This window comes from Actinomadura rupiterrae (genome assembly GCF_024172125.1).
Taxonomy (GTDB): domain Bacteria; phylum Actinomycetota; class Actinomycetes; order Streptosporangiales; family Streptosporangiaceae; genus Spirillospora; species Spirillospora rupiterrae.
Genome location: NZ_JAMZEA010000014.1, coordinates 38,960 through 54,234, shown reverse-complemented (window position 1 = coordinate 54,234; position 15,275 = coordinate 38,960). Strand labels below are relative to the sequence as shown.

Annotated in this window: 11 protein-coding genes; 2 read left to right on the top strand and 9 right to left on the bottom strand. The window is 73.7% G+C overall.

Annotated elements, in window-relative coordinates; all coding sequences use genetic code 11:
- Window positions 1-24 precede the first annotated feature (24 nt).
- From FHU30_RS38395 to FHU30_RS38380, 4 genes are all read right to left on the bottom strand, one after another.
- Window positions 25-852, bottom strand: coding sequence for a family 3 encapsulin nanocompartment shell protein (locus tag FHU30_RS38395; protein WP_253882823.1), 828 nt, complete (start codon window positions 850-852; stop codon window positions 25-27).
- A gap of 13 nt (window positions 853-865) precedes the next feature.
- A complete protein-coding gene (locus FHU30_RS38390) occupies window positions 866-1,639 on the bottom strand; it encodes an SDR family NAD(P)-dependent oxidoreductase (protein WP_253882494.1) in 774 nt (257 codons plus the stop codon).
- Window position 1,640: 1 nt separating this feature from the next.
- Window positions 1,641-2,528 carry a sulfotransferase gene (locus FHU30_RS38385; protein WP_253882822.1) on the bottom strand — a complete coding sequence of 296 codons (888 nt, stop codon included), beginning with the start codon at window positions 2,526-2,528 and terminating at the stop codon, window positions 1,641-1,643.
- A gap of 157 nt (window positions 2,529-2,685) precedes the next feature.
- Window positions 2,686-3,723 carry a ketoacyl-ACP synthase III family protein gene (locus FHU30_RS38380; RefSeq protein ID WP_253882493.1) on the bottom strand — a complete coding sequence of 346 codons (1,038 nt, stop codon included), beginning with the start codon at window positions 3,721-3,723 and terminating at the stop codon, window positions 2,686-2,688.
- Window positions 3,724-3,896: 173 nt separating this feature from the next.
- Here FHU30_RS38380 and FHU30_RS38375 point away from each other — a divergent pair, with 173 nt between their 5' ends.
- Window positions 3,897-6,119 (top strand): lantibiotic dehydratase, encoded by a 2,223-nt coding sequence (locus tag FHU30_RS38375; RefSeq protein WP_253882492.1) that lies wholly within the window; start codon window positions 3,897-3,899, stop codon window positions 6,117-6,119.
- Here the strand turns inward: FHU30_RS38375 and FHU30_RS38370 are convergent.
- Window positions 6,092-7,516: an MFS transporter gene (locus tag FHU30_RS38370; protein WP_253882491.1), complete on the bottom strand. Its 1,425-nt coding sequence runs from the start codon at window positions 7,514-7,516 to the stop codon at window positions 6,092-6,094. The genes FHU30_RS38375 and FHU30_RS38370 overlap by 28 nt on opposite strands.
- A gap of 207 nt (window positions 7,517-7,723) precedes the next feature.
- Here FHU30_RS38370 and FHU30_RS38365 point away from each other — a divergent pair, with 207 nt between their 5' ends.
- Window positions 7,724-9,478, top strand: a complete 1,755-nt coding sequence (locus tag FHU30_RS38365) for an AMP-binding protein (protein ID WP_253882490.1) — start codon at window positions 7,724-7,726, stop codon at window positions 9,476-9,478.
- Window positions 9,479-9,560: 82 nt separating this feature from the next.
- Here the strand turns inward: FHU30_RS38365 and asnB are convergent, their stop codons facing one another.
- The 4 genes from asnB to FHU30_RS38345 form a co-directional block, all read right to left on the bottom strand.
- Window positions 9,561-11,384: an asparagine synthase (glutamine-hydrolyzing) gene (gene asnB / locus FHU30_RS38360; protein WP_253882489.1), complete on the bottom strand. Its 1,824-nt coding sequence runs from the start codon at window positions 11,382-11,384 to the stop codon at window positions 9,561-9,563.
- Between the two features lie 64 nt (window positions 11,385-11,448).
- Window positions 11,449-12,246, bottom strand: coding sequence for an alpha/beta hydrolase (locus tag FHU30_RS38355; protein ID WP_253882488.1), 798 nt, complete (start codon window positions 12,244-12,246; stop codon window positions 11,449-11,451).
- A gap of 3 nt (window positions 12,247-12,249) precedes the next feature.
- Window positions 12,250-13,767 carry an amino acid adenylation domain-containing protein gene (locus FHU30_RS38350; protein WP_253882487.1) on the bottom strand — a complete coding sequence of 506 codons (1,518 nt, stop codon included), beginning with the start codon at window positions 13,765-13,767 and terminating at the stop codon, window positions 12,250-12,252.
- Window positions 13,764-14,942, bottom strand: a complete 1,179-nt coding sequence (locus FHU30_RS38345) for an acyl-CoA dehydrogenase family protein (protein WP_253882486.1) — start codon at window positions 14,940-14,942, stop codon at window positions 13,764-13,766. The genes FHU30_RS38350 and FHU30_RS38345 overlap by 4 nt, the downstream gene beginning before the upstream one ends.
- Between the last annotated feature and the right edge of the window lie 333 nt (window positions 14,943-15,275).

Genomic DNA, 15,275 nt, shown 5'->3' with positions numbered 1-15,275 from the left:
GATCCGCCGCTACCTCGGGCTCCATCAGCGCCGGCCCGGCAGTGCGGTGAGCACGAAGTGGCCCGGCAGGTGGACGGCGAGACCCTCCCGGATCTCGGCGACCAGCTCGTCCCCGGACAGCCGGATCGTGGACGAGCGCCGGTCCAGCAGCGTCGCGGCGGCGGTGAAGTCGCCGACCAGCGCGGAGCCGGGCGGGACCATGCGGGTGCGGCTGACCTTGACGCCCTGCGTGGCGAGCCGTTCCAGGAACGCGCCGTCCTCCACCAGCGGCCACCAGTCGTCCGGATGCATGACGATCCCGTCGGCCGACCCGCCGTACCACTCGCACAGGGCGGCGGTGGCCAGCAGCGTCGCGGCGGCCGTCCGGTCGGTGGCGCGCGGCTCGCGGCGGCGGACGCCCGGCGTGCGCAGCAGCCCGCGGATGTCGCCCGAGCCGTTCAGCAGCGCGTCGTTCTCGGCCGTCCCGAGCCGGACGAGCAGCCGGTAGTCGACGAACGCGGCCAGCGCGGCCGGGTCGGCGAGGACCTCGGCGGGCACCGGCACGGCGGCGCGGACGGTCTGCGTCCGGACGGTCGCGGACCCCACCTGGAACTCCCACTCGGGCGCGGCCTCGTCCGGCGCGACGTTCTCGGCGCGCTCGGTGAACACGGTGATCTCGTCGGCGTCCACGACCGCCTTGCGGAGCAGGTGCCGGACGGTCAGCCGCGGCCGCCGCTTGGCCGGCGGGAACAGGTCGCTGATGGCGGCGCGCAGCTGCACCGCCGCCTTCGGCCCCTGCCGGGCGTAGGCGAGCGCGAACTCCTCGCCCGGGCTGCGGCGGGTCAGCTCGGGATCGTCCAGCATCATGCGCACTTCGGACAATGGTTCACATCCCCAGGGAGCGGCCGCCGTCGACGACCTGGACGGTTCCGGTGACGAAGCTCGCGCGGGCACTGAGCAGGAACGTTCCGGCCGCCGCGACCTCCTCGGGACGGGCCACCCGCCCGAGCGGGATGCCCGCCTCGGCGGCGATGCGGGCGGTCTCGGCCGCGGCGTCCCCGCTGATGCCGCTCAGCAGCGCGTCGGTCGCGGTGTAGCCGGGGGCCAGGACGTTGACGGTGATGTCGCCCGGTCCCAGCTCGTGCACGAGGGTCTTGGCGTAGGCGGCGAGCCCGGCCCGCGCGATGCCCGACAGCGCATACTTGGGGATGAGGTCGCGGATCGTCTCGCTCGCGACGATCAGGACCCGCCCCCACCCCGCCGCTCGCAGGTGCGGCAGCGCGGCCTGGACGAGCCCGACGTGGGCGATCATCCCCAGGTCGAAGGCCGCGCGGTAGCCGTCGGGGTCGAACGCGCCGGTAGGCCCGGCGGGCGGCCCGCCCGCGTTGCTGACCACGAGGTGCAACGCGCCGTGCTCGGCTGCGGTGTCGTCCGCCCAGGCGCGGGCGGCGTCGGTGTCGCGCAGGTCGAGGGCCCGCGTTCCGACCTCGACGCCGAACTCCTCGGCGAGGCCGTCGCGCGCCTTGGCGAGCCGTCCGGGGTCGCGCCCGGCGATGGACACCGCGGCGCCCTCGCGCAGCAGGTCGCGGGCGATCGCGAGGCCGATGCCCGCCGAGCCGCCCGACACCAGCGCCACCTTGCCGTTCAGTCCCAGGTCCACGTCACACCCTCGTCTCGTAGCCGTACCGGCGCAGCAGGGGAAGCGCCAGGAGCGTGGTCGCGGCCCGGTGCGGGCGGGGCAGCGCGGTGTGCCACCGGCGGTCCTCGTCGATCGGCGTCCGGCCGCGTCCGAACCGGTTCGGGTTGCCGGTGACGGTGTGGTTGCCGCCGAGCTCGACCGTCCCGTCCGCGGCGACCGGGTTGGGCCCGGCGTGCCCGATCAGCTCCAGGATGCTCCCGACCGCCGCGCGCGGGCTGCGGACCAGGTCCTCGTAGCGCAGGTGCAGCGCGTCCGCGCGGTGCGCGCGGCCGACCGCCTCGGCCGCGAGGTTGAACCCGGCCCAGTTCAGCGTGCTGTTCAGCGCCGAGCGCCGCCCGGTGTAGGCCTTGGGCTGCATCCACGACCAGGCGACCGCGCGCGGGTCGCGGACCAGGTGGACGTAGGACGCGTCGATCCCCGGCATCGCCGACAGCAGCGCGGCGTCCGAGGCGTACTTGGAGCTGTCGACGACGGTGTGCGCGCCGCAGACGTCGGCGATCGCGCGGTAGGTGGCGGCGAGCGTGCCGGGCCAGCCGTTGCGGGGCGGGGTCCGCAGCGTCCGCCAGGTGTGCCGGGTGCGGTTGGCGTCCTGCCATGCCACGACCTCGGCCGCGTGCTGCTCCAGGGTCCGGCCGTCCGGCCGGACCGCCTCCAGCACCCGGCCCCAGACCGGGCACTCGCGGAGGTCGTCGCCGCACCCGCAGCGCGCGTTGCTGCCCGTTCCGAGGACGCCGTTGCGCCAGAGGAAGCGCAGCTCACCCACGTGAACGACGCCGGGGACCTCGGCGAGGACGTTGCCCAGTACCGTGCTTCCGCTACGGCACCAACCGGTGATGTAGAGCACCCTCATCGACAACCACGACTCCCGGGGTGACCGGCGCGAGTTGGTCAGACTGCATGAAAACATGATCTTCCGGAGAAGGGAACAGTCCGCCAAGGACGGGTTCCAAAAGCCCTCTCCGTCCGACCCGAAACCCGGGTTCCGTCGCGGATCCGTCGCGGATGCGTCAGCCGCGCCCGTCCGGCCGGGCGGTGATCTCGACGGCGGCGCAGGTCCAGGCGAAACCGGCGCCGATGCCGACGAGTAGCACACGGTCCCCGGAACCGGCCCGGCCGGATTCGGCCAGGTGCGCGAGGCCGGTCAGCTGGTCGGCCGCGCCGACGTGCCCGGTGCGGCGCCCCCAGTCCCAGGTGGTGCGCGCGAGGTCGATGCCGAGCGGCTCGCAGTACCGGGTGCGCAGCACGCGCAGGCCCACGTTCGGGAAGACGAACCGGTGGATGTCGTCCAGCGCCAGCCCGGCGTCCTTGAGCGTCCGGTCGATCGCCTCGGTCAGGCCCGAGGTCGTCCGGTCGCCGATGCCGCCCAGCTGCTGGCCCGCGCCCGCGGCGAACGCGGCGCGCCGGGCCCGGACGTCGACCGGACGGCCCGGCGCGGTCGCGAACGGCTCGTCGCCCCGGTACATTCCTTCGAGCTCGGTGTCCACGACCGTGCCGACCGACAGCAGCCGGGCGAACCCCTCCCGGCCGAGCACCGCCGCGGCGCCGCCGTCCCCGTAGACCAGGCCGGACAGGTCGGCGCGCCACCGGTCGAAGCCGGGCCCGCCGAACCGGTCGGCGGTCGTCACGAGCGCGGCGCGGCGGGCCGGTTCGGCGGCCAGGTAGGACGCGGCCAGCTCCAGTGCGCCGAGCGCGCCCGCGCACATCTGCTGGACGTCCATCGCGGGCGCGTACCGGCCCGCCTCGCCGAGCACCTCGCGGTGGACGAAGGCCGCGGCCGGCCAGTAGTCCACGCCCTGAAACCAGGCTGAGGCGTGCAGCAGGAGCGCGACGTCCCCCGGCGGCGTGCCCGCCCGCCGCAGGGCGAGCCGCGCGGCGGCGGCGGCCATCTCGGGCGGTGCCTCGCCGGTGGCGACGGTGACCGAGGCGTACTGGTCGGCGGCGTGGTCGGACGGGTCGTAGCGGCCCTCGGCGACGGCGCCCGCCGCGTCCACGGGCGCCGGAAGGTGGTGGGCCAGGCCGGAGAGGAACAGGCCGTCGCAGCGCATGCGCACCTCCGTGGGGGCGGTGACGGCGGACGGGCGCCACATTATGGTGATCTAGGTCGGACCGAGAAGCGGTTCCGGAGCCGGCAGGAGGCGCCTTGGGCGGCAGCGGTCATCCCATCCCAGCTCATTCGGCACCGCTCCCCGGGACGGAGTGGGCGGTCTGGAAGGACGTGGTGCTCCGGTCGACCGGGTTCCCCGCCGAGGGGCTCACCCGCTTCGCCGCGCCCGGCTGCGCGGCCGTCGCCGACGCGTTCCTGGCGGGCCGGGCGAGCGAGGACGACCTCGCGCAGACCCTCGACGAAGCGCTGACCGATGCGACTCGGACTGCTGCCGAGATCGCCGCCGACCCGCTGTTCCGCGAGGCGCTGACCTGGCAGAACCCCGCCGCCGCACGCCGCATGGCCGAACTCGCGGCGCCCTCCGGCGCCTCGGGCCGCCGGACGGGGCACAAATGGCGCGCGCGGGAGAACACGCTCGTCCGGTACTGGCAGCGGTACTGCGGCAAGAACGACACGGTCGGGTTCTTCGGGCCGGTCACCTGGGGCACGATCGACCCCGAACTGGCTCCGGCAGTCGTGGCACGGCCTGGCAGCGGGCTCGTGCGCGACCGGCAGGTCTCCCTGGAGTTCTGGGTGCTGGAGGCGTACGTCGCCTCGCTGCTCGCCGATCCCGAGGTCGCGCCCTGGCTGCCCGCAGGCGTCCAGCCGCACTTGACCATCGACGGTGCACGCGTCCTGCGCCCGGACGGCCCGCCCCTGCACCTGGACGACACCGAAGCCGCCGTCCTGGCACGCTGCGACGGCGTGACCGCCGCAGCCCGGATCGCCCCCGAGCCGGAGCAGGCCGCCGCGCTGGACCGCTTGATCGAGAACGGCGTCGTCCGGCACGGCGCGAACATGCCCTACAACCCGCGCGCCGAAGGCGTCCTGCGCGAGACGCTCGACGCCATCCCCGAACCGGAGGCGCGGAAGCGCGCGCTGTCCGGGCTTGAGCGCCTCGATCTGGCGCGCGCCGCCGTGGCGGCCGCCGCCGGTGATCCGGACGCCCTGGCCGGGGCGCTGGCGGCGCTCGACGCCGAGTTCACGGCCGTGACCGGCGCCGAACCGAGGCGGCGCGACGGGCAGATGTACGCCGGGCGGAGCGTCTGTCACGAGGACACCGTCCGCGACCTGGACGTCGCCTTCGGCCGCCCGATCCTGGACGCGCTCGCCGGGCCGTTCGGGAACGTGCTGCTGCCCGCCGCGCGCTGGGTGTCGGCGACCCTGGCCGACGCCTACGACGACGCCTTCAAAGTCCTGTACCGGAAGTTCCGCGAACCGGACGCCGACGGTGTGCCGATGCCGGTGTTCTGGCGGGTCGTCCAACCGCTGCTGGGCGGTCCGGACCGTCCGGCGGACACTGTCATCGCCGGCTTCCGCCGCCGCTGGAACGAGCTGTTTGGCTTGGACGAGAACTCCGTCGCCGAGCGCGCACTGCAGCTGAGCAGCGCCGACCTGGCCGAGCGGGCCGCGAGGCTGTTCGCCGCCGACCGGCCGGGCTGGGCGGGCGGCCGGATCCACAGCCCCGACGTGCACATCTGCGCCTCCAGCGTCGAAGCGCTAGCCGCCGGGGAGTTCACGCTGGTGCTCGGCGAGATGCACACCGCCTGGCCCACGCTGGACTGCGCGGTCTTCGCCGACCGGCACCCCGACCCCGACCGGCTCCGCGCCGCCGCCGCCGAGGACATCGGCCCGCAGTTCCGTCCCCTGTACCCGACGTGGTGGCCGCAGTACACCGCGCGGATCGCGCCCGTGCTGGGCGTCACCGACCACCAGCTCGCGTTCACGGCGGCCTCGGGCGCCGATCCCGACCGTGCCATTCCGACCACCGCGCTCACCGTCACCGACCGGGACGGAACGCTGGAGGTCATCGGCCCGGACGGGTTCCGGCGCCCGCTGCGCGAGGTGTTCGCGCTGCTGTTCGGCTGGCTCGGCACCGAGGTGTTCAAGCTCGTCGGCACCGGCCCGCACCACCCGCGGATCACCCTGGACCGGCTGGTCGTCGTCCGCGAGACCTGGCGCACGACGGTCGGCGGCACGGGGCTGGTCAAGGCGACCGGCGCCGTCCCGGAGTACCTGGCCGCGCGCCGGCTGCGCGCGTCGCTCGGCCTGCCCGAGCGGGTCTTCGCCAAGATCGGCACCGAGGTCAAGCCGGTGTACGTCGACTTCACCGGGCCGCGGTACGTGTCCGCGTTCGCCGCGATGCTCCGCTCCACGCGGGAGAGATCCGGCGCGGACGTCCCGGTGGTGTTCAGCGAGCTGCTGCCCGGTCCCGGGGACGCCTGGCTGGAGGACGCGCAGGGCCGCCGCTACTACTCCGAGCTGCGCCTTCAGATCTGCGACCCGGAACGTCCCTGATCTCCGGACGAGCGCCGGAAGCCGAACAGCGCCGTCGCCACCATCGCGACGGTGAGGACGGCACCGGCCGTGAACGCGCCCCGCATGCCGTCCACCGGCGATGCGCCGCGCGTCGCGCCGTCCACGGTGACCAGGGCCGCGACGCCCAGCGACCCGCCGATCTGCTGCATGCTCTGCAGCACCGCCGAAGCGGCGCCCGCCTCGCCGGACGGCACCGACGCCATCGCCACGAACGTCGCCGCGACCGACACCATCCCGGACCCCGCGCCGAACAGCAGCACCGGGCCGAGGATCAGCGTCAGGTACGAGCCGTCCGCCGAGACCTGCGCCAGCCACACCATCCCCGCGACGCACAGGACCGAGCCGGCCGCCATCAGCGGACGCGGCCCGTACCGGGGCAGCAGCCGCGGCACCGCCCGGCTGACCGCGACGAGCGCGACCGTCGTCGGCAGGAAGCCGAACCCGGTCGCCAGCGGCCCGTACCGCAGCACACCCTGCACGAACAGGGTCAGGAAGAACATCATCCCGCTCATCGCCGCCGTCAGCAGCAGCCGCATCGCGAACGCGCCGACCCGCTCCCGGTCGCCCCACAGCCCCAGCGGCATGATCGGCTGCCGGGCGCGCGCCTCGATCACCGGGAACAGGCCCAGCAAGACGGCCGCCGCGCACAGCGCCCCGACCGTCGTGCCGTCGCTCCAGCCGTGCCCGGCCGCGCGGATCAGGCCGTAGACGAGCACCGCCGACCCGAGCGTGCAGGTGAGCGCGCCGGCGAGGTCGAACCGTCCCTGGCGGCGCGGCGACTCGCGCAGGGCGCGCGGCGCGAGGAGGACGATCACCGCGCCCACCGGCACGTTCACGAACATCACCGCGCGCCAGGACGTCCAGGCCGTCAGCAGCCCGCCCAGCATCAGCCCGGCGACCATGCCCGCGCTCGCCGCGATGGCGAACACCGCCAGCGCCCGGCTCCGCCGCGTCCCGTCGGGGAAGGTGGTGGCGATCAGGGCGAGCGATCCGGGTCCGGCGAACGCGGCGCCCGCGCCCTGCGCGGCCCGCGCCGCCAGCAGCTCGCCCGGCGTCGTGGCCAGCCCTCCGGCCAGGGACGCGAGGGTGAACACCGCGACGCCCGCCATGAACGTCCGCCGGTGCCCGAGCAGGTCCCCGGCGCGCCCGCCGAGCAGCAGGAGCCCGCCGAAGGCGAGCGTGTAGGCGTTGACGACCCACGAGAGCCCGGTGCCGGAGAAGCCCAGCCCGCGCTGCACGCTCGGCAGCGCGATGTTCACGATCGACGCGTCCACCACCAGCGCCAGCTGGCACCCGGCCAACACGCCCAGCGCGAGCCTTCCCCGCGCCTCGTCCTCGCGTTCGGTGGCGTGGTCCGAGGCTTGCTCAGGGAGCATGGGGTTCCTCACGGTGCCGCAGGGACGTCCGGGCTGCGGCGGACGGTAACTGACAAAGCCACCCGAAGGCCAGGCTCTCCCGCCGAGTCCGGGGAAGTCTGGACAAAGCGGCGAAGATCATGGATCTTCGCTGGGGGACGACCCCGAACGCGACCCTCGACCGCACCGAGCCCCCGACGAAGCGGGCAGAACGGGAGGAGAGCAGGCATGACCGAGCGCACGACGCAGCGCGGCACCGAGCCCCTGGAAGGGACGCCGGCGGCGCCCCTGGAAGGGACGCCGGCGGCGCCCATGGCCGGGACGCCGGGAGCGCCCATGGCCGGGACGCCGGCGGAGTACCGCGAGCGCGGCTGGTGGCGGGACGAGACCTTCCTCGACGACCTGCGGCGGCACGTCCGCGCCACGCCCGGCAAGCCCGCGGTGATCGCGCGGCGCCAGTCGGACGGGCGCACGCACCGGCTCGACTACCGGCGGCTCGCCGAGGCCACCGAACGCTGCGCCGGCGCCCTCGTCGAACTCGGGCTGCGGCCGGGCGACGTCATCGCGGCCCAGCTCACCGACCGGTGGGAGCTCGCCGTGCTCACCCTCGCCTGCATGCGCGCCGGGGTCGTGTACTGCCCGCTGATGAAGTCCTACCGGCGCCGCGAGCTGGACGTCATGCTGCGCGTCACCGAGGCCCGCGTGCTCATCACCATGGCCGAGGACAACGGCGACCGGCTGGGCGAGATGGGCGCGGAGTTCGCCGCCGAACTGCCGTCCCTGGAGCGGGTGTTCGTCGCCGACGGCCCCGGCCCGGACGGCACCGGCCCGGACGGCACGGAGGAGTTCGAGTCGTTCTTCTTCGGCACCGCCTGGGAGGAGCGGCACGGCCACCTGCTCGACGCCCGCGAGCTGGGCCCCGACGATCCCTACCTGGTGCTGTTCACCTCCGGCACGACCAGCGAGCCCAAGGGCGTCCTGCACAGCCTCAACACGCTGTACGCGGCCGTCCGCGGCGAGGCCGACGCGTTCGGCCTGGACGACTCGATCGTCATGTACACCACCGCGCTCTACACCCACTACACCGGCGTCGTGCAGGGCATGCTGATGCCGCTCATGCTCGGCGGGACGATGGCGTTCCAGGACGCCAAGGAGCCCGGCGACGCGCTCGACCTGATGGCCGCGCACGGCGTCACGTTCTTCTACTGCGCGCCGTTCTACCTGCTCAGCCTGCTGGAGGCGCAGCGGGCGGAGCCGCGCGCCATCCCCGCGCTCGCGCACCTGGTCAGCGGGTCGGCGCCGATCCCGCCGTACTTCATCACCGACACCAAGGACGTCTTCGGGCTGCGCCTGTACTCGCTGTGGGGCATGACCGAGAACGGGCCCGCGACCATCACCCGCGCGGACGACCCCGAGGACTGGGCCGCGCACAGCGACGGCAGCCCCATCGCCGACACCCTGCTCCGCATCGACCCCGTCTCCGACCGGACCGGCGGCGAGGGCGTCCTGTGGATCAAGGGCCCGACGCAGTGCCTCGGCTACTACCGCCGGGACGACCTGTACGCCGCCGAACTGGACGCGGACGGCTACTTCAACACCGGCGACCTGGCCCGCCCGGACGGCCGCGGCGGCATCCGCATCACCGGCCGGGCCAAGGACATGATCCTGCGCAACGCCAACATCGCCCCGGTCACCGACCTGGAGGCGATCATCGGACGGCACCCCGCCGTCGCCGACGTCGCCGTGATCGGCCTGCGCGACGAGCGCGAGGACGAGACGATCTGCGCGGTCGTCACCCCGGCCCGTCCGGACGCGGCGGTGAGCCTGGACGACCTTCAGCGGTCGCTCGACGAGGCCGGGATGACTAAGTCCTACTGGCCGCGCCGCCTGGAGGTGCTCGACGCCATGCCGCGCACCGCCACCGGGAAGATCCGCAAGGCCGAGCTCCGCGAGCGCTACGCCCTCCCGAACCTGCCATCGTGACCGCGCCGGGTCCGCGTCCGGGCAGCGTGCCCGGACGCGGACGCTCGCCGCGCGTCAATTCTCGCTTCGGCATGTCCAATCGTCATGTCACGATGCGGACGCCGCCGAGCCAGCGGTTCAGCTCCAGCAGGTACGACAGCCCGATCGCGGACGTCCTCGCGGTGATCGGGCCGGGCAGCGTGTCCAGCTCGGACGTGACGGCCGTGCGGACCTTCTCCCTGTCCATCAGGTCGAACAGCGGCGCGCCCGGCTCGTCCAGGACGTCCAGGACGAGGTCGCGCATCGTCGCCACGAGGACCGGGTCCTGGCTGGCCGGGTAGGCGCTCTTCGGCCGGTTCACGATCTCCTCGGGCAGCAGGTCCGCGCACGCCTGCCGCAGCAGCGCCTTCTCCGTGCCACCCGCCGCCTTCAGCGCCGCCGGGACGTTGAACAGGTACTCGGCGAGCCGGTGGTCGGCGAACGGGACGCGCACCTCCAGCCCGACCGCCATGCTCATCCGGTCCTTGCGGTCGAGCAGCGCGCCCAGCCAGCGCGTCAGGCCGAGGTGGAACACCTCCCGCTCCCTGCGCCGGGCGGGGTCCTCGCCGTCCAGGTGCGGCACCTCGGCCAGCGCCTCCCGGTACCGCTCCGCCTCGTACTCCTCGGGCTTCACCTGCCGCCGGACGTCCTCGCGCAGCAGGTGCTGCGGCTGCCGCCTGCCGTACATCCAGGGGAACGAGGAGTGGCCGACGAACCGCTCGTCGATCTGCCAGGCGTAGCCGCCGAACATCTCGTCGGCGGACTCGCCCGACAGCGCGACCGTGCAGTGCTCCCGCACCGCGCCGAACAGGTGGTGGAGCGAGGTGTCCAGGTCGCCCCAGCCGGGCAGGTCGCGCGCGCGGAGCCCGAGGTCCAGGCCCCGGACGAGGTCGTCGGTGCCGACCCGCGTGACGAAGTGCTTGAGCCCGAGCCGCTCGGCGACGAGCTTCGCGTACGGCTCGTCCGGGCTGGGGCGCCAGGCGTCGCTGCCCGCCGCGGCGGGCGCCGGGACGCTCACCGAGTGGCTGGACAGCTCGCCCTGGAACTCGCGCGCGGCCAGGGCGGTGATCGCGCTGGAGTCGATGCCGCCGGACAGCAGCGTCCCCACCGTCACATCGGCGACCAGTTGCCGCTGGACGATGTCGGTGAGCAGCGACCGGACCTCCGCGGTCGTCGCGGCGAAGTCCTGCTCGTGCGGACGGGCCTCCAGCCGCCAGTACCGGCGCTCGCGGAGTCCGGACGCGTCGGCGAGGAGCAGGCAGCCCGGCTTCAGCTCCCGCATCCCCCGGTAGACGGCGTGGCCGGGCGTCCGGGCGCGCGGGACGGCCATCAGCTCGGCGATGCCGTCGAGGCCGACCTCGGCGTCCATCTCCGGATGCGCCAGCAGCGCCTTGGGCTCCGACCCGAAGATGATGCCGTCGCCGAGCGGCGCGTAGTAGAGCGGCTTGATGCCGAGCCGGTCGCGGACGAGCAGGAGCCGCTCGGTCCGCTCGTCCCAGATGGCGAAGGCGAACATGCCGTTCAGCCGGTGGACGAAGTCGGGCCCCCATTCCAGGTAGGCGGTCAGCAGCACCTCGGTGTCCGAGCGGGTCGCGAAGGTCCAGCCCGCCGACCGCAGCTCGTCGCGCAGCTCCCGGAAGTTGTAGATCTCGCCGCTGAAGGTCACGACGGCCTGCCCGCCGCCGCGCGCGGCGCGCGGCATGGGCTGCCGCCCGCCCTCGATGTCGATCACGGCGAGCCGGCGGTGGCCGAGCGCGGCCCGGGCCGACAGCCACAGGCCCTCCGCGTCCGGGCCGCGCGGCGCCTGCGTCCGTGTCATGTCCGAGATGACGGAACGCCGCTGGGCGAGGTCCCGTGTCCAGTCGACCCATCCGGTGATGCCGCACATGCGCAGTCCTCTGGTCGTCGTCGTCCTTGGTGGCTCGCGAAGTCAGGTGTTGGGGGTGTGGGGCTTAGGCGGAGGCGAGGTGGTCGCGGGCGAACGCGAACAGGTGAGGGAGGCCCGCGTCGACGAACGCCCAGTCGTGCCCGCCGGGGCGTTCCCGGTACTCGTGCGGGACGCCGCCCTCGGCCAGCGCGGCGCGCGTCCGCCGGTTCATCGAGATCATTCGGTCGTAGTCGTCCAGGCCGACGTCGAGGTAGATCCCGAGCGGATGCCGCGGGTCGCGCTCGCGGATCAGCCGGTACGGGTCGTACCTGCGCCGGACCGCGCTGCCGACCGGCCCCCACACGCGCTCGTGGTCCCGGACGGTCGGCATCGCCAGCTCGCGGTCGCCGCGGAAGCGCTCGTACGGGTCGCCCTCCCGCAGCGGCGCCTCGAACGCGCCGCCGGTGCTGCACACGACCGAGAACACCTCGCCGTGCCGCAGCGCCTGGAAGAGCGCGGCCGCGCCGCCCATCGAGAACCCGCCGACGCCGCGTCCGCCGCGGGACGCCACGGTGTTGAACCGCGCGTCGATCCGTCCGACGACCTCGCCGATCAGGTGGTCCTCGTAGCGGCGCCCGCGCGCGTCGTTGATGAACCAGGAGCGTCCGGACTCGGGGAGCACCAGGATCAGCCGGCCGGCGTCGACCTCGTCCGGCAGGCGCGCGCACTGGAGCCAGGTCGTGCGGTTGCCGCCGAATCCGTGCAGCAGGTACAGCACCGGGTAGGGCGGCTCGGTCGGGGAGTAGCCGGCCGGGAGGACGACCTCGACCGACTTCTCCCGGCCGATCGCCGCGCTCCACCAGGTCTCGGTCAGGACCTCCATCGCCTACGCCCCGGCCAGCCCGCGCCGGTCGATCTTCCCGGTGCGGGTCACCGGCAGCTCGGCGACGACGTGGAACCGCTCGGGGACCATGTAGCGCGGCAGCTCGCCCAGGCAGTGGCGGCGCACCGCCGCGAGGTCGAGCGGGGCGGACTCCGGCACGACGTATGCCTGGACGGCGCGGTCGTCCGGCCCGTCGCCGACCGCGACGCAGGCGGCCTCCCGGACGTTCGCGGCGGCCGACAGCACCGCCTCGATCTCGCCGATCTCGACCCGGTGCCCGCGGATCTTCACCATGTCGTCCTCGCGCCCGAGGAACACGTGGTTCAGGTCGTCGTCGATCCGGACGAGGTCGCCGGTGCGGTAGGCCGCGACCGGTTCCGCGCCGTCCTGCGGGATCAGCACGGTCTTGGACGTCGTGAGGGCGTCGTCCCCCCAGTAACCGAGCATCACCGACTCGCCCGCTATGCACAGCTCGCCCGTCGCGCCCGGCGCGATCTCGACCGGACGGCCGTCCGGGCCGATGAGGAACGCCGTCGCGTACGGGCAGGGACGCCCGATCGGCACCGGACGCGTCAGGTGCGGCGAGACGTCCGTTTCCCGGACGGCGTGGAACAGGCACACGTTCGTCTCGGTCGGGCCGTACAGGTTGTAGAAGCGGGCGGAGGGGACAAGCGCGCGCAGCGTCCGCAGGTGGGGGAGCGGGAACGGCTCCCCGGCGAACAGGACGGCCCGCAGCGCGGACCCGGCCAGTAGCTCGCTGTTCTTGGCGGCCAGCATGCGGGTCAGCGCGCCCGGCACCGAGTACCAGACGGTGATGCGCTGGTCGGCGACGAACTTGTTAAGCGCGCCGCCGAGCCCGACCTGGCTCTCCGGCACCAGCACGACGCACGCACCGGCGGCGCAGGTCGCGAAAAGGTCCAGGATCGACAGGTCGAAGTGGAACGGCGCGTGGCTGGAGACCCGGTCGGCGGGGGACAGGCCGAACTCCTCGACCGCCCACTCCACGAACGCGCGCGCGTTGCCATGGGACAGCGCCACACCCTTGGGTGTGCCCTTCGAGCCCGACGTGTGCAGGATGTACGCCGGATCACGGAGATCCACGAGCACCGGAGGCATGCCCTCGCCGCTCGTGTCCGGCTCCTCGGAACCGAGGGTCAGGGTCGGGCAGGCGAACTGCTCCCGCAGCCAGTCCACGCGGTCGTCCTCTGCGATCACGCAGGACACGCCGCAGTGCGTGAGGATGTGGCCCGCGCGGTTGAACGGCGCGCTCGGGTCGATCGGGACGTACACCGCACCGGCCTTCAGGACGCCGTGGATCGCGACGACCGTCTCGATCGACTTGCGCGCCCACAGCCCCACCCGGTCGCCGGGACCGACGCCGTTGCGCAAAAGCGCGCGGGCCAGGCTCGAACTGCGCGCGTCCAGGTCGGCGTAGGTGAGCGTCCGGCCCTGGAACTCGACTGCGGGCACGTCCGGCTGCTTGGCCGCCCAATGCCGCAGGTAGTCGCCGAGCCCGCTCACCGCTCGTCCCCGCTTCGCGCGGTGTCGGGCCAGGTGATGCCGAGCTTCCCGGCGATGACCACGCGCTGCATGTCGGACGTCCCGGACGAGATCGTCATGCCGAAGGCGTCCCGGAGGTGGCGCTCGACGCGTCCCTCGGAGGAGTAGCCGAGCGCGCCGTACAGCTGCGCCAGGCTGGTCAGCATCTCCACCGCGGCCTCGCTCACGTACAGCTTCGCGGCCTCGGGGAAGATCGTCGCGCGCGGCCCGTCGAGCTCGGACGCGGCGCGGTAGAGCATCATCCGGGACGCCTCCCAGCGGATCCGCATGTCGACGATGCGGTTGGCGACCGACTGGAAGTGCCCGATGTGCTTGCCGAACTGGCGGCGCCGGCGGCAGTGCCGCAGCGCCTCGTCGAACTCGCGCTCCAGCACGCCGAGCCAGGGGGCGAGCAGAAGGGAACGTTCCCATGCCATCGTCCGCGCGAAGACCGTGCCGCCCTGGCGCTCCGCGCCGAGCCGCCGGGACGCCGGGACCCGGCAGCCGTCCAGCTCGACCTCGCCCCAGCGGGCGGTGCGCAGGCCCATCTTGTCGGCCTGCTCCTTCACCGAGACGCCGATGTCGTCGCGCTCCACGAGGAACGCGGTGACGCCGGTGAAGCCCAGGTTCCGGCCGACGGTCGCGTACACCACGAACAGGTCGGCGACGGGCGCGTTGGTCACGTAGAGCTTGCGGCCGGTCAGCCGGTAGGAGTCGCCGTCGCGCTCGGCGGTGGTGGATAGGGAGAGGGCGTCGGAGCCGCTGTCCGGCTCGGTCATCGCGTTGGCTCCGATGAGCCGTCCAGAGGCGAGACCCGGCAGGTACCGGCGGCGCTGCTCCTCGTCGCCGAACTTCCAGACGGGCACCTCGGCCGCCAGGACGTGCGCGCCGATCGCCATCATCAGGCCGTTGTCGCCGCAGCCGCGGCCGAGGCCCTCCATCGCCCGCGCATAAGCCGCCGGATCACGTCCGGCGCCGCCGTACTCGGGCGGTATCAGCAGTCCGAGGACGCCGTGCTCGGCGCAGAGCCGCCAATCCTCGTGGCCGAACTCGCCGGCCCTGTCGCGTTCCGCCACGTCCTTGCTCAGCGTCTCTTCGCCGAGCCTTCGCAAATCCCGGTAGAGATCGTCCGCCTGGTCGTCCCATTCGAATCGCATGGCTCTCCGTTCGGCCGGGCTCATTTCATGCGACACCGGGTCCCGTAAGGCGCGGAGGTCCGTAAGGCGCATGCCCGATCGCCATTGCTCCACCTCTCGGTTTCGCGGGAGCCGGGTGGGAGGGCCCGGCTCGGCCGGCACCGGCCGCGACCCATTGTCCATGAGACATCCGATCTTGAAAAGGGTGAACTTTGGGCAGGTGGTGCCCGCCGAACGGCTCCGGATGATCTCTTGCACACCGCAGATCGCTGTCGTACGGTACGGACCGTCAGCCAACCGCGGTAGGCGTCATCGCGGTTCCAGAGCGGCCCCGGCCGGTTCGGTCCGGCAGCG

Coding starts and splice junctions, on each gene's coding strand:
- FHU30_RS38385 (WP_253882822.1), bottom strand. CDS start 2,528: ATGAGGGTGCTCTACATCACCGGTTGGTGCCGTAGCGGAAGCACGGTA.
- FHU30_RS38380 (WP_253882493.1), bottom strand. CDS start 3,723: ATGCGCTGCGACGGCCTGTTCCTCTCCGGCCTGGCCCACCACCTTCCG.
- FHU30_RS38370 (WP_253882491.1), bottom strand. CDS start 7,516: ATGCTCCCTGAGCAAGCCTCGGACCACGCCACCGAACGCGAGGACGAG.
- FHU30_RS38365 (WP_253882490.1), top strand. CDS start 7,724: ATGACCGAGCGCACGACGCAGCGCGGCACCGAGCCCCTGGAAGGGACG.
- asnB (WP_253882489.1), bottom strand. CDS start 11,384: ATGTGCGGCATCACCGGATGGGTCGACTGGACACGGGACCTCGCCCAG.
- FHU30_RS38355 (WP_253882488.1), bottom strand. CDS start 12,246: ATGGAGGTCCTGACCGAGACCTGGTGGAGCGCGGCGATCGGCCGGGAG.
- FHU30_RS38345 (WP_253882486.1), bottom strand. CDS start 14,942: ATGCGATTCGAATGGGACGACCAGGCGGACGATCTCTACCGGGATTTG.